The organism is Robiginitalea biformata HTCC2501 (genome assembly GCF_000024125.1).
GTDB classification, from domain to species: Bacteria; Bacteroidota; Bacteroidia; order Flavobacteriales; family Flavobacteriaceae; genus Robiginitalea; species Robiginitalea biformata.
This window is the reverse complement of the sequence record NC_013222.1, coordinates 2,883,200-2,898,058: the sequence shown is the minus strand read 5'-3', so window position 1 is coordinate 2,898,058 and position 14,859 is coordinate 2,883,200. Positions and strand designations below refer to the sequence as shown.

The following is a 14,859-nucleotide window of genomic DNA, read 5'->3' as shown; positions in this document are numbered from 1 at the left end:
TGGGTTAATCCCGGAGGATGCCGGAGGGGAAGGCCACGAGGCTTTCGTGCCCGTCCGGCCCCACGGCGGCTACCCCAAAAAAGAAATTGTCGATGACAATCCCCTCCAGGGTATGGCTCGTATCGTTGACCTGTACAAAATGGTCCCAGGTCGGGGAGGTGGTGTCCCTCCAGTAAATTTTATAGGCTGTTGCTCCAGGAACCGGATCCCATTGCAAACGGGCCGCAGGCTCCACGATGCCCCCGATCCGGACATTTTCGGGCGCGGAAGGGGCCCAGCCCAGGGAGGCCAGTGCGATGGCATTCACGGCCGTGAGTTTGGCCGCGTATTGAAAATCCACATATTCCAGGAGGTCCCCATAGAGGATACCGTCTTCCAGGCGGATGTCCTGGTGTTGCTGGGTGTAATTTTCATGGGCTTCCATGATGCGGATCCCGGCATATCCCGCATCGTTGAAGGGCCGGTGGTGGCCCCCGCGGCCGAATCGGTCGAGCCGGTAGATCATCATCGGGTTCATCTCCGGCATATAGGTTTTCGTGGTTTTATGGACATACCGGGCCAATTGCCGGGAAATCCCGTCTACCTCCCCGCCGTAGAAACGCCTCGCCCGGCGCTCCCGTTCAGTTTCCGTGGGGGGAACGGGTTCTGAAAAAATGCGGAAATCCCGGTTGCTGACCACGCCGTCCACCCCGGTGGTATTCCCGATCATGTCGTTGTTCAGGATGCCGATGATTTCCCATTCATTGTTCTTGGCGTATTCCGCCAGTCCCCGCCCCCCGAACAGTCCCTGTTCCTCCCCGGACAGCCCGGTAAATACAACGCTGTTCCGGAACTGGTACCGGCTCAATACCCGGGCTGCCTCCAGTACACCGGCCATGCCACTGGCATTGTCGTTGGCGCCAGGGGAATCCGAGGTAAAGTCCGTCGGGTCGCTGACCCGGGAATCGATATCGCCGCTCATGATCACATACCGGCCGGGGTTTTCGGTTCCCCGCAACACAGCCACCACGTTGACTACCCATACATCGCGGATAATCCGGTTGTTTTCCCCTTCGGGCACCAGGTTCCGCTGGTAGAAGACTTCCAGGCAACCGCCGCAATCTGCGGATATTTTCTCAAATTCCTTTTTGATCCATCGGCGAGCGGCACCGATACCCCGCGTATCGGAGACGGTATCGCTGAGCGTATGCCGCGTGCCAAAGCCCGCCAGGGTGGCGATATCCGATTCGATGCGGTCAGCCGAAACCGCCTGGATGATGTCGTAGAGCCGCGGATCGGCCTGGGACTGGAGGGTAATTGTGAATAAGAGGAATAGGGGGAGTACTAACTGTCTCATTGATCGATATCTTTGTATTTGCGTTTAAACCATTGGGCGTGCCAGAAACACAGGGGGCCAAGCAGGGCATATATAAACCCGGGCAGGCCGATTTGCACTCCGGCCTGCAGGGTTGCGAGGACCATGGACAGGACCCCTATCAGCACGAAAATGGTGAAATGCCTTGCATAGAACAGGCTGACAAGAGAGGGTTCCACGGCGCGCAATTTCTTATAAGACCTAAAATACATCGCGGCGAAGCACAGGAAAATTAAGGCAAAACCCAGGCTGTACATGCGGAACAGGTTGGAAAGCCCTTCCATGGTAATCCGCTCCTGTCCCATAAAGGAATTCACCAGGGATTTCAGAGGGAAAACATAATAGAGGATTACAAACAACAGCACGGTATTGACCGCGATGATCCAGTTGTCGACATAGCCGGACCGCCGGAAGTAGTTGTAATGGACCCACCAGAATGCGACCAGTACAAAAAAACTGGCAGCAAAGGCCAGGAAACTGGTACCCTGTGACTCGAGTACCCGGAAGTCTCCGTCCCATTCAAAGCCGACCACAAGCAGGGTGGCGGCAAAGGCTAAAACCCCGTCGCTGAAAGCTTCAAGGCGGTTGGTGTTGTGCTGGAATTTCACCTGTTGAAAGTAGTTAATTCACTACGGATTTCCAACTATTCCGGATGGGCGGCAAAGGCCACATGCCGGCTGTCGGGACTCACCGCCAGACGGGTGATCGTGCCCACGGCTGCATCGTCGGATTCCCAGAGCGTTTGCCACCTGGCCCCCGGGCCGGGTTGGAGGCGGAGGATCCGGTTGCCGCTCCCGCAAATCAGGCTGCCGTCCGGGAGCCAGCAATAGTCCTGTACCCCGTCCGGCAGCGGGGCAATCTCCCCGGTTGCCCCCGACAGGGGGTCCATCCATTTTATCCCTTGCAGGTCTGCCATCACGGTAGTGTAACTGATACGCTGGGTATCGGGGATTTTGTGTAACGACCGGCCCACGCCTTTTTGGTAGGTGTATCGGGAATTATCGGGCAGGGAGGCAACTACCAGGTCCATCCGGTCTTCCACCAATACCGTGCAAACCAGCAGGTCGGGCCCGAACCATGCGTGGTAGCCGACCTTGAGGCCTTCCAGCAACATCTCCGTTTCGCCGGCCCCCATGGGGTAGGCGTAGAGGCGTTGCAGGCCGCTGGTGTCCAGCCGGATGGCGGAAACCGCCGCGCGCCCGGGGATTTTCAGGGGCGAATATTCCCCTCCCCCCGGGGTATCGGATACCCATTGGCGGGTGGCCTGCTGCAGGTCGTAACTGGCGATGTCGGTTTGTCCTTCCCGGGTGCCGGAATACAGGAGCAACCCCGCGGAATAAAATGCGGGTTGGTTGTCGTACCCCGGGTTTTGGGAGATGTTCCTGGCCGTACCCAGCGTCCAGCCCGTCTCGCCCCTGGACAGCGGGGCCAGGAAGATTTCGGATTCCGCCTGGGGGTAGGCCGGCGAACTACCTAAAACCAGGGCCGCCCCGGCGAGTAAGGCCCGGAGCGGTTGCTTTATGCGTCTTCGCGTATTGGGCCTTCCGGCCCCCGGCATGAGCGGCAATTTTATTTTCATCGCAGGTTTCATTTGTATTGCAGGCTGCAAAAGCACGGCCCGAATTCAGATATCCGCAAACCGACCGAGCAATTGGCGGACAGCCCCGGGGCCATCCAGGAAATAGCGGGCCTGGGTTTTCATGCGGCCAACTTTAACCGTTACCGCCTCCTTGGGCAATTCCTGGAACATGAATTCATCCGTCCAGTCGTCCCCGATGGCAAAAATAAAATCATACTCCTTCCGGGCGACCATCCGCATGGCGGCCCGGCCCTTGTTCACGTTGCTGCTCTTGATCTCCACCACCTTATTCCCGTTCATCACGGTCAGGTCGTCATTGGCGATCAGGGAGGTGAGCACCGTATTGAGTTCCATGGTGCGCTTTTGGCCAAAATCCGGGTCCGTATTCCGGTAATGCCAGGCCAGGGAATAATTTTTGTCCTCGATAAAGGAACCGGGCGTCCGGTCTACAAACGACTCGAGCACCGGGCGGATCTTGCCCATCCAGTCGTTTTTGACATTTTCCAGCATGCTGAAGGGTTTTCCGCCTTCGCTGATCCAGACGCCGTGCTCCACGATCATCGCGTACTCCTTGTCCTGGAACCAACGCGTAAAAGTGTCCTTATCCCGGCCGCTGATCAGGAAAACATCCGTCCGCCCCTGGGCGTTCAGGCGGTCCAGCAACTCCATGAGCGCCTCGTCGGGCCTGGCGTCCTGGGGGTCGTTGGTGAATCCGGCCAGCGTACCGTCGTAATCCAGGAACAGGATACGGCTCCGGGCTTCCCGGTATTTCTCCAGCAGCGTGTTGGTGAGATCTACCGAGAGCCGACGCGCAACCATGGAATAATCCTGTTGCCTTTGTGTCAGCAGGGAATTCATAAAATCGTTGGCCCACTTTTCCACGTTGTAACGTTCCAAGCGTTTCTGCATGGCTGCATTGCGCCGCTTCTGTTCCTCCTCGGGCATGTTGAGCGCCTGGTGGAGCGATTCGGCAATTTGTTCGAAGTTGTTCGGGTTGATGAGCAGCGCCTCGTTCATTTCGTTGGCTGATCCTGCCATCTCGCTGAGGATCAGCACCCCGGTCTGGTCGGTACGCGTGGCGATGTATTCCTTGGCCACCAGGTTCATGCCGTCGCGGATCGGCGTGAGCCAGGCGATATCGCAGGAAGTATACAGGTCGATCAGGTTGTCGAAGGGCAGGGAGCGGTAGAAATACCAGATGGGTGTCCAGCTAACGGTGGATAACTCCCCGTTAATGCGCCCGACCAATTCGTCGATCTCCCTTTTAAGCCGCTGGTACTGGGGCACCTTGGACCGGGAAGGCACGGCCAGGATAATCAGGCGTACTTTTTCCTTGTATTCCGGGTATTTTTCGAGGAAATACTCAAAGGCTTTGATGCGCCGCGCAATCCCTTTTGTATAGTCCAGACGGTCGATGGAAAGGAAAAACTTTGCGTCCGGGGTGGAGGCCTTGTGCGTATCCAGCCGGTTCTGGAGGTCCGAGATTTCCCCGGGTTTCATGTCCCGGTGCCGGGCGGCGGCTTCGTTGAATTTTTTATAGTCGATCCCCATGGGGAAGGAATCCACCTTCACCACCCGGTCTTCCAGGTGGATTTCGTTAAAGGACACCTCGAGGCCCAGCAGGCGCCGGACGGAACTGAGGAAATGCCGCTCGTAGTCGTAGGTGTGGAAGCCGATCAGGTCGGAACCCAGCAGGCCCCTCAGTACTTCCCGCCTCCAGGGCATGGTCCGGAAGATTTCATAGGAGGGGAAGGGGATATGGAGGAAGAAACCGATGGACAGGCCGGGCCGCTGCTCCCTAACCATCTGGGGCACGAGCATGAGCTGGTAGTCGTGTACCCAGATCACATCGTCGTCCGCCGCCGCTGCCGCGATGGCATCTGCGAATTTCCGGTTGACCGCCTCGTAGACGGTCCAGTTCGACAACTCAAATTCGGAGTACTCCATGAAATAGTGGAAGAGCGGCCAGATGGTCCGGTTGCTGAAGCCGTAATAAAAGCCATCCACTTCGTTTTTGCTCAGGTCCACCCGGGAGCAGCCGTGTCGGGCCAGGGCTTGGTCAATATCGGCATCCAGGGAATCGGGGATCTCCTCCAACGTCAGTCCGCTCCAACCAATCCACAGGCTTTCCCCGTCGCTGTGGACCGATTTCATACCTGTGGCCAGGCCGCCCACACTCGGGGTCGCTTCAATGGAACCCTCCTTGATTTGCAGCTGTACGGGTAATCTGTTCGAAATAATAATGGTTTTGGACATATTTTGTGGATTTTAACCTTTTTCGCTCGCTGTTTGTCTAAATTTCGTCAAATTGCATCGCTTAACCAATAAATTGGGGACTTTTAGAGAATCTGCAACATATGGATAACCTGGATTACGGAATTATCGGAAATTGCCGCTCGGCGGCCCTGGTTTCGAAAAACGGCTCCCTGGATTGGTGCTGCCTGCCGGAATTTGATTCCTCTTCCGTATTCGCCAAAATCCTGGATAAAAACAAAGGGGGCAGTTTCTCCATCAATACAGGCCCTGAGTACGAGGTCTCCCAGCGGTACAAGAAAGATACCGCCCTGCTGATTACCCGGTATGCCGACGGGGACAATATCTTTGAAGTCCGCGATTTTATGCCGCGGTATCACAAAGAAAATGGCACCTATCACGCTCCGCCGGAAATTATCCGCTACATCCGGCACATCAAGGGCCGCCCGGTCTTCTCCGTATCCTACGACCCGAAACTGGAATACGGGTTGGGGCTAACTGAAACCTTTATCAAAAAGAGTTTTATCGCCAGCGTAAACAAAGGGGAGAAGTACGATACGGTTTTCCTCTACACCTCCTTCAACAAGAACGCGGTGATGGAAGGGCGCCCCCTGGAATTAAAAAAGGATGGGTTTTTTCTCCTTTCCTATAACGAAAAACTGTTCAAGCCCACCACCAAACGCATGTACCTGGAGCTGGAACGCACCAAGGTGTACTGGCTCAACTGGAGCAATCAGACACCGCTTTACCGGGAATACAACGACCAGATCCAGCGCTCGGCGGTGACGCTGAAACTCCTGAGCTATGACCGTTCGGGAGCCATCCTGGCCGCGGCCACGACCTCCCTGCCCGAAACCATAGGGGAAACGCGGAATTGGGATTACCGGTTCTGCTGGATCCGGGATGCTTCCATGGTGGTGAAGGTGGTGAGCGAACTGGGTCATAAGAATGTCGCCCGGCGATATTTGCGCTTTATCGTCGACCTGATCCCCGATAAGGACGAAAAACTCCAGATCATGTACGGGATCAACAAGGAGAAACGGCTCACGGAAATTACCCTGGACCACCTGGACGGGTATGAAGGCTCCCGGCCGGTCCGCGTGGGCAATGCGGCCTATAAACAGCGGCAAAACGACATCTACGGCATCCTGATGGATGTGATCTACGCCCAGCTCGTGCGTTTTAAGAACGACCTGGAGCACGGGGAGGAACTCTGGACGCTCACCAAGGGGATTGTATGGATCGTACAAAAACACTGGAAGGAGCCCGATAAGGGCATCTGGGAATTCCGGACGGAAGACCGGCACTTTACCTTTTCCAAAGTGCTGTGCTGGGTGGCAATCGACCGGGCCATAAAAATTGCCCGGATCTTCCGCAAGCAGCGGAAAATTGAACGGTGGACGGCCCTGGAACAAGAAATCAAGCGCGATATCCACGAAAACGCCTGGAACGAGGAGGTGCAGGCCTTTACCCAATCCTACGGGTCGTTCCACATGGATGCATCCGTCCTGCTTATGGAGAGTTATGGGTTTATCCATGCCCGCGACCCGAAATTTGTCAGCACGGTGAAGGCCGTCGAAACCCACCTGAGCCATGAAGGCCTCCTGTACCGCTACCGGAACGAAGACGATTTTGGGCTGCCTTCGTCTTCCTTTACCATTTGTACGTTCTGGTTCATCAACAGCCTGTTTAAAATCGGGGAGGAGGATCGGGCCCGGGAACTCTTTGACCAGTTGCTATCCTACAGCAACCATCTGGGGCTCTTCAGCGAAGACATCGATTTTAAATCCAAACGGCTGCTGGGGAATTTTCCCCAGGCGTATTCCCACCTGGCCCTGATTGAGTGCGCCATCAATTTCTCCCGCAAGGATTCCGTGGAACGGGTCCTGGAGACGATGCAAAGCTAAGCCTCCCCGTATTTTTCGCAGGTTTCCAGCAACTCTTCGAGATGCTCCCGGGTCGTAAACGGGTTCATCAGGCTCGTGCGCAGAAAAGTCAACCCGTTCAGCTGCGTCTGGACGATATAGAATCTTCCCTCCTTGAGGATTTCGCCTCGGATCCGCGCGTTTATTTCATTGCAGACCTCCTTCCCGGCCCCCGGGGGTACCCATCGAAAACAGACGATATTGGATTGGGGGGAGACCGCGAGTTCCCAGTTCGGGCGCTGGCGGATCATCCCGGCAAATTCCCGGGCCAGATCGTATTGCCGGTCCAGGTAGGCGGGGAATACGGATTCCCCGTATTGGCTGATTACCGCATGCCAGCAAAATGCACTGGTGAGTTTGGTGCATTCAAAAGTACGCTTGGCCAGGTTGTACCAATCTTCCTCCTGCGTTTCGGTGAGCAGGTATTCGGCCTCCTGGCTGAATGTGGTGTAGGACACGCTGCCCTTGCGGAACAGCAGGGCGGTGGTAAGCACGGGAAGACCCAGCATCTTGTGGCCGTCAATGACCAGGGAATCCGCCCGGTGGACGCCGCGCATCAACCCCCGGTACTTTTCGGAGAGGAGGGCAGAACCCCCGTGGGCCCCGTCGATATGGAGCCATAGGTCCCGGGAGGTGCAAAAGTCCGCCAACTCCTCGATCGGGTCATAACTGCCCGTGGCGGTGGACGGGGCACTGCCAACCAGGGCGATGGGTTCCAGCCCGTCCGCGAGGGCCTGGTTGTACAACCGGTGAAGCTCGTCCGTCCGCATCCGGTAGCCGGCATCTACGGGAACCCGGATCACCCCCTGACGCCCCATGCCCATGATACGGGCCGCCCGATCGATGCAATAGTGGGCTGCCTCCCCGACCAGTATGGCCTGGCGCCCCGAGTATCCCCGGTTCCATACATCGTCCCTTCCCCTTGCGCGGCGGGCTGCCAGCAGGGCGGTCAGGTTGGCCAGGGTCCCGCCCGAAGTGAGGAATCCGCGCGCATCCGGGCCAAACCCGGCCCGGTCACAAAGCCAGTCGGTAACCAGGCGTTCCATGGCCGTCGGGGCCATCCCCATCTCGTAAACTGCCATGCCGTTGTTCAGGAATTCCCCCAGGAGTGCCGCCAGGGAGGCCAGGGGAAGGGGAGGGGCTACCTGATGACCCATATAGCGCGGATGGTGCACCTGGGTTGTATGCCGCAGTACTTCCTCCGTCCAGGCCGCGAAGCTGCTGTTTTTTTCGGGAAATGATTTCCAGAATGCCAGTTCGTCTGCGGCATCCCGGTAATCCAGTACCTTCCCCCGGCCGTTTTGCGCTGCGTGCAAATGCCCTGCCAGCGTATCTACCAGGGATTTTCCGAGCTCCCTGAATGCCTCCGGGTCGTAGGCCCGTTCCAAAAGCGACTTTGCCATGGGCTAAAAGTAGTTTGGCAGACGCACATGGCAAAACAAAAGGGAACAGGGAGGCGCGAAAAAAAACCGCCTCCCTTGCGGAAGGCGGCCTCACCTCTGTCTCAAAAGGTGCTACTTGAATTAGTCAAAGTTATACCCGCCTGACTCCGCCACTTTATCCGCGATCAGTTCTCGCAGGGCGGCGACATTGGGTTGATTGGTATATTTTGTAAAGCGTTTGAGGCCCATCAGCATCATGCGTTGCTCATCCCCTTCGGTAAATGAGACGATGGCTTCCTTCCCGCGCCGGATCACGATGTCCACGGCTTCGTACAGGTTCAGCCGGGCCATGGCGATTTGTGCGGCCTGGGCGTCTTCCCCTTGGCGTTTGGCGTTCTTTTCTGCCCTGAGGACTGCGGATTCGGCCATGTAGACCTGGATAAGGATATCCGCGGCGGCCATCAATACCTGCTGGTGCTCTTCGAGTTCCGTGCCGAAGGTCTGTACCGCCTTACCCGCAATCATCAGGAATACCTTTTTAAGCCGGGCGATCAGGTCCTTCTCCTCAGCGAACAACTCGCTGTAATCCGGGGCTTCAAAGGAGGGGATCCCCAGAAGTTCCTCCCCGACCGCGGTTGCCGGTCCAAGCAGGTCCACATGTCCCTTCATCGCCTTTTTTACCAGCATGCCCACCGCCAGCATCCGGTTGATCTCATTCGTCCCCTCGTAAATCCGGGAAATCCGGGCATCCCGCCAGGCAGACTCCATGGGGGTGTCTGCGCTGAAGCCCATCCCCCCGAAAATCTGGATGCCCTCGTCCGTGGTCTCCTGGACGTCTTCGGAAACGGCCACCTTGAGGATGGAGCATTCGATGGCGTATTCTTCCACTCCCTTGAGCTCGGCTTCGGCATGGGAATTCCCCGCGGCCACCCTCAGAGCGATCCGGTCTTCGATATTTTTGGCTGCCCGGTAGCAGGCCGCTTCGCCCACATAGGCGTTCGTCGCCATGGTGGCGATCTTGGATTTAATCGCCCCGAAATTGATTATCGCAGTTTTAAACTGCTTGCGTTCCCCGGCATAGCGCACGGCTTCGTCTGTCACGCGGCGCTGGGCCTCCAGGCAGGCAGCCGCCAGCTTAATCCGCCCCACGTTCAAGGCATTCATGGCAATTTTAAACCCATTACCGCGCTCCGACAGCATGTTTTCCACCGGTACCTTGGTTTCGTTGAAAAAGACCTGCCGGGTAGAGGAGGAGTGGATCCCGAGCTTTTTCTCTTCATCCCCCAGGGAAATCCCATTTTCCGGGTCATTCTCCACAATGAATCCTGTGATATACTTATCGTCTTCAATCCTTGCAAAAACGATAAACAGGTTGCAGAAACCCGCGTTGGAAATCCACATCTTCTGCCCGCTGATCAGGTAGTGCTTCCCGTCTTCCGACAAAACCGCTTTCGTCTTCCCGGAGTTCGCGTCCGAGCCGGCACCTGGTTCGGTGAGGCAGTAGGCACCAAACCATTCGCCGCTGGCGAGTTTGGGTACATACTTCTTTTTTTGCTCCTCCGTTCCGTAGAGCGTAATCGGCAGGGTACCGATCCCCGTATGGGCGCCGAAAGCGGTGCTGTAGGAACCGGTGGCCCCGGATATGTAATCGCAGACCAGCATGGTGCTTACAAAGCCCATGCCCATGCCCCCGTACTCCTCGGGCACTGCGATGCTCAGAAAACCGAGCTCCCCGGCCTTCCGCATGCATTGCTCCGTATAGGCGTAATCCTTTTGCTCAAATCGCTCCCAGTGCGCCCAGAGTTCGCGATCCACGAATTCTACCGTGCTCTCGCGCATCATACGTTGTTCTTCGTTCAGGTCCTCGAGGGTGAAGACGTCTTCACAGGCAGTTTCCTTTACCAGGAACTGGCCGCCGCGCAGGATTTCTTTTTCTTCGGTTTGGGTACTCATTTTTTGTTTTTTTAGATTCAGGATAGGAATTCAAATACCCCGGCTGCCCCTTGCCCGGTTCCCACGCACATGGTCACCATGCCGTATTTTCCCTGCAGGTTGCGCAAGCGCATTTCGTCGAATAGCTGGACGGATAGTTTCGCCCCCGTACAGCCCAGCGGGTGGCCCAGGGCAATGGCTCCCCCATTGACGTTCACCCGATCCGGGTCCAGCCCGAGTTCGCGGATTACCGCCAGGGATTGTGAGGCAAAGGCCTCGTTCAGCTCGATGAGCTCCAGCTGGTCCTGTTTTATTCCGGCCAGCCCTAGCGCCTTGGGAATGGCCTTCACCGGGCCAATCCCCATGATCCGGGGTTCCACCCCGACGGCGGCGTAATTTACCAGGCGGGCAATGGGTTCAAGGCCGAGTTCCTTCACCATCTCCTCGCTCATCACCAGGGTAAAGGCGGCCCCGTCGCTCATTTGGGAGGAATTTCCCGCCGTTACACTGCCTCCTTCTGCAAAAACGGGCCGCAAACGGGCCAATGCTTCTTTGGACGTATCCGCCCGGGGCCCTTCGTCCGTATCCACGGCGTATTGACGGGTGGTCTTCTTCCCGGCCTCATTTACATAGGTGTGGTCTATCTCAATCGGGACGATCTGGGATTCAAACCGCTTCTCCTTTTGCGCCTTCAGGGCTTTCTGGTGGGACTCGTAGGCGAAGGCATCCTGATCTTCCCGGGATACCTTGTATTGTTTGGCAACAGCTTCGGCCGTCAGCCCCATTCCCCAATAATAATCTTCATGGCCGGCCTTGGCCAGCCCGTAGTCCGGGACGGGTTTGTAGCCCCCCATGGGGATGTAACTCATGCTTTCGGCTCCCCCGGCGAGGATGCAGTTGGCCATGCCGCTCTGGATTTTGGCCGTGGCGATGGCGATGGTTTCCAGGCCGGAGGCGCAGTAGCGGTTCACCGTAACTCCGGGTACGTCCTCGATTTTCAGGCCCATCAGGGAAATCAGCCGCGCCATGTTCAGACCCTGTTCGGCCTCGGGCATGGCATTGCCCACAATTACGTCGTCGATGCGTTGTTTCTCCAGGCCGGGCACGCGCTCCAGGAGGTAGGCGATGGTTTCCGCAGCCAGTTCATCGGGCCGCTTAAAACGCAGGGTACCCCTGGGGGCCTTTCCCACGGCTGTCCGGTATGCTTTAACAATATATGCTGTTCTCATGATTCAGGTGCTTTTTTCAGAAGGGGCCTATCCGGTTGTTGTGATCCCGGATGCTGCCTCGCATCCCCCATTTTTATTTTTAATCCGGGACTCATTTACCCGGTGTTCATGGATTTAATTTTCAGGTCTTCAAATTCTATAGGTTTCAATTCGAAAAGTTGAATCTTCAAATCCTCAAATCCTCAAATCCTCAAATCTTCAAATCCTCAAATCTTCAAATCGCCAAATCGCTACCCCCCCTAATTCCTAAGCGGCTTCCCTTTTTTCAGCATGTGCTGGATCCTCTCCAGGGTTTTGCGTTCCGTGCACAGGGAAAGGAAGGCCTCCCGCTCGAGATCCAGCAGGTACTGCTCGCTTACGTAACTCGCTTCGGACAAATCTCCCCCGGCCATTACCCAGGCGAGTTTGTTGGCGATTTTCTTGTCGTGCTCCGAGATATAGTTGCCGGCTTCCATGGAGTCCGTGCCCACCAAAAACATCCCCAGTGCCTGTTTCCCGAGCACTTTGACATCCGTACGCTCAATGGGCCGCGTATATCCCCGGTCGGCCAGCAACCGGGCGTAGGCCTTGGCAGTTGCAATCTGACGCTCCTTATTAACCACAACCACATCCTTGCCTTTTTGGAGGATGCCCGTATCGAAAGCCTCATAGGCCGAGGTGGATACCTTGGCCATCCCGATAGTCAGGAAATATTCCCGTAATACGTTGAGCTCCACGTCATTTTTCTTAAAGGTATCGGCGGCGCGGAGGGCCATCTCCTTGGAACCGCCCCCGCCGGGGATTACCCCGACGCCGAATTCCACCAGGCCGATATAGGTCTCCGCAGCGGCTACCACCTTATCCGCGTGCAGGCTCAATTCGCAGCCGCCCCCGAGGCACATGCCGTGCGGTGCGGCGATTACCGGGATGGACGAATACCGCATGCGCATCATCGTATCCTGGAAATACTTCACGGACATGGCCAGCTCGTCGTATTCCTGTTCCACGGCCAGCATAAAGATCATGCCGATGTTGGCGCCGACCGAGAAATTGGCCGCCTGGTTTCCGACCACCAACCCGTCATAGTCCTTTTCGGCAAGGTCCACGGCCTTGTTCAAGCCCGCAAGCACCTCCGCGCCGATGGTGTTCATCTTGGAACGGAATTCCACATTGAGGATGCCGTCGCCCAGATCCTGGACCACCACCCCTTTGTTCTTGAATACCGCCTTGCTTTCCCGGATATTGTCCAGGATGATATACGCATCCTGCCCGGGGACTTTCCGATACTCCCCGGCATCGATGTCGTAATAATACGTGGCCCCGTCCCGGATTTCGTAGAAGGACGTGTGGCCTGCGGCTTGCATTTCCTCTACCCAGGGAGCCGCCTGTTGCCCGGCTGCGACCGCCAGTTCCAAACCTTTATCGAGGCCTACTGCATCCCAGATCTGGAACGGTCCGTGCTCCCAGCCAAAACCGGCTTTCATCGCATCGTCAATCTTATAGAGGGCGTCGGTAATTTCGGGTATGCGATAGGAGACATAGGCAAAAAGGGCCCCAAGGCTTTTTCGGTAAAATTCCCCGGCTTTGTCCTTCCCGCCAATAAGGACCGGGAACCGGTCAATCACATTGTCGATGGTTTTGGTTTCTTCCAGGGTATCGAATTTGGCCCGTTTTCGGTCCCGGTAGTCCAGGGTGTCCAGGTCCAGGCTCAGGATTTCGCTCGATCCGTCATCCTTTTTCACTTTTTTGTAGAACCCCTGACCGCTTTTACTGCCATACCAGCCGTTATCCGCCATTTTCCGGATATAGTCCGGCAGGGCGAACAGCTCGTGGCGCTCGTCATCCGGGCAGTTCTCGTGTATCCCCTCGGCCACGTGTACCAGGGTGTCGAGCCCCACCACGTCTACGGTCCGGAAGGTGGCCGATTTGGGCCGGCCGATTACGGGGCCGGTGAGTTTGTCTACCTCTTCAACGGTCATCCCCATTTCTTTCACCATATGAAAGAGGCTCATAATGCTGAAGATTCCGATGCGGTTGCCGATAAATGCAGGTGTATCCTGGGCCACCACCGAGGTTTTTCCCAGAAACTGCTCCCCGTAGTTTTTCAGAAAGTCAATGACGTCTTCCTTGGTATCCGGACCGGGGATTACCTCGAAGAGTTTCAGGTAACGGGCCGGGTTAAAGAAATGCGTGCCGCAGAAGTGCGACCGGAAATCCTCGCTGCGGCCTTCGCTCATAAAACGGATGGGGATGCCCGAGGTATTCGACGTGATCAGCGTGCCTTCCCGCCGATGCTTGTCGAGGTTTTCAAAGACTTTTTTCTTGATATCCAGGCGTTCCACAACCACCTCGATGATCCAGTCGGCCTCGGAAACCCGCGAGATATCGTCTTCCAGATTGCCGGTCTCTATGCGATTGGCGAAATCCGGGTGGTAGATGGGCGAGGGTTTGGACTTCAGCGCTTTTTGAAGGGATTCATTCACCAGGCGGTTTCGAACCGCGGCATCCTCGAGGCTCATTCCCCGGGCCTGCTCTTTCTCGGTCAGCTCCCTCGGGACGATGTCCAGGAGGAGGACCTGCACGCCGATGTTGGCAAAATGGCAGGCGATCCCGCTTCCCATGATACCCGAGCCGATTACTGTGACCTTGTTGATTCTTCTCTTCATTGTCAGGTGTATTCTCGATTATTTTTTTCCGGAAGACTCGGCATCCGGGGTTTGTTCGTAAATTTTTCGCTCGGCAATCAATTGGTTGACAACTGCCGCCACTTCAAAGAAACCCTTGAGTTGTTGGGGGCTCACTTCACTGCGAACCGCTTCGTTGAAGCGGAGCACCACATCTTTGGATTTAGCCCGCATTTCCCGGCCAAAGGCCGTAAGGTGGATCAGTACGCCCCGGCCGTCGTCGGGGTTGGGCCGGCGTTCGATGAGGTCGCGCGTCTCCATGCTCTTCAGGATGCGCGAGAGGCTGGTAGCCTCCATGCCCATGCGCGGCCCCAGGGCGGTAGAAGGCGTACCTTCCTTTGGGTCGATGCTCAGCAGGCAAAAGCCTACCGCCATCGTCGAATCGAATTTGCGGGCCTCTTCATTGTACATCCGGGCAACGGCTTGCCAGGTGGCCCTCAGGGCATAGTCTATAGTAATGTCTTTCATACGCTGTGAAGAAGCTGATCAAATATACAAAAATATTATTATGCATGCATAATAAATAATAAAATCAGAGAATT

At 56.4% G+C, this 14,859-nt stretch carries 10 protein-coding genes; 1 reads left to right on the top strand and 9 read right to left on the bottom strand.

The window, feature by feature from the left end:
- Positions 1-4: 4 nt before the first annotated feature.
- Genes RB2501_RS12900 through RB2501_RS12885 form a run of 4 tightly spaced genes read right to left on the bottom strand, consistent with a single transcriptional unit; the run spans position 5 to position 5,189 of the window.
- Positions 5-1,336, bottom strand: coding sequence for a M28 family metallopeptidase (locus RB2501_RS12900; RefSeq protein ID WP_015755289.1), 1,332 nt, complete (start codon positions 1,334-1,336; stop codon positions 5-7).
- Positions 1,333-1,962 (bottom strand): TMEM175 family protein, encoded by a 630-nt coding sequence (locus tag RB2501_RS12895; RefSeq protein WP_015755288.1) that lies wholly within the window; start codon positions 1,960-1,962, stop codon positions 1,333-1,335. The genes RB2501_RS12900 and RB2501_RS12895 overlap by 4 nt, the downstream gene beginning before the upstream one ends.
- Positions 1,963-1,997: 35 nt before the next feature.
- Complete coding sequence (locus RB2501_RS15885; RefSeq protein WP_015755287.1) at positions 1,998-2,933, bottom strand: TolB-like translocation protein; 936 nt, start codon at positions 2,931-2,933, stop codon at positions 1,998-2,000.
- Between the two features lie 45 nt (positions 2,934-2,978).
- A complete protein-coding gene (locus tag RB2501_RS12885) occupies positions 2,979-5,189 on the bottom strand; it encodes a bifunctional alpha,alpha-trehalose-phosphate synthase (UDP-forming)/trehalose-phosphatase (RefSeq protein ID WP_015755286.1) in 2,211 nt (736 codons plus the stop codon).
- A gap of 101 nt (positions 5,190-5,290) precedes the next feature.
- On the opposite strand from RB2501_RS12885, the gene RB2501_RS12880 reads away from it, so the two are divergent.
- The gene (locus RB2501_RS12880) at positions 5,291-7,093 is read left to right on the top strand and encodes a glycoside hydrolase family 15 protein (protein WP_015755285.1); all 1,803 of its coding nucleotides are present in this window, start codon (positions 5,291-5,293) and stop codon (positions 7,091-7,093) included.
- Here the strand turns inward: RB2501_RS12880 and RB2501_RS12875 are convergent.
- From RB2501_RS12875 to RB2501_RS12855, 5 genes are all read right to left on the bottom strand, one after another.
- Positions 7,090-8,514 carry a pyridoxal phosphate-dependent decarboxylase family protein gene (locus tag RB2501_RS12875; protein ID WP_015755284.1) on the bottom strand — a complete coding sequence of 475 codons (1,425 nt, stop codon included), beginning with the start codon at positions 8,512-8,514 and terminating at the stop codon, positions 7,090-7,092. The genes RB2501_RS12880 and RB2501_RS12875 overlap by 4 nt on opposite strands.
- A 120-nt stretch (positions 8,515-8,634) precedes the next feature.
- Entirely contained in the window at positions 8,635-10,446 is a 1,812-nt protein-coding gene (locus RB2501_RS12870; RefSeq protein ID WP_015755283.1) for an acyl-CoA dehydrogenase family protein, read from the bottom strand.
- A gap of 17 nt (positions 10,447-10,463) precedes the next feature.
- Complete coding sequence (locus tag RB2501_RS12865) at positions 10,464-11,654, bottom strand: acetyl-CoA C-acyltransferase (protein WP_041327253.1); 1,191 nt, start codon at positions 11,652-11,654, stop codon at positions 10,464-10,466.
- Between the two features lie 239 nt (positions 11,655-11,893).
- The gene (locus tag RB2501_RS12860; protein ID WP_041327251.1) at positions 11,894-14,299 is read right to left on the bottom strand and encodes a 3-hydroxyacyl-CoA dehydrogenase/enoyl-CoA hydratase family protein; all 2,406 of its coding nucleotides are present in this window, start codon (positions 14,297-14,299) and stop codon (positions 11,894-11,896) included.
- 18 nt (positions 14,300-14,317) lie between these two features.
- Positions 14,318-14,785 (bottom strand): MarR family winged helix-turn-helix transcriptional regulator, encoded by a 468-nt coding sequence (locus tag RB2501_RS12855; protein WP_015755279.1) that lies wholly within the window; start codon positions 14,783-14,785, stop codon positions 14,318-14,320.
- Between the last annotated feature and the right edge of the window lie 74 nt (positions 14,786-14,859).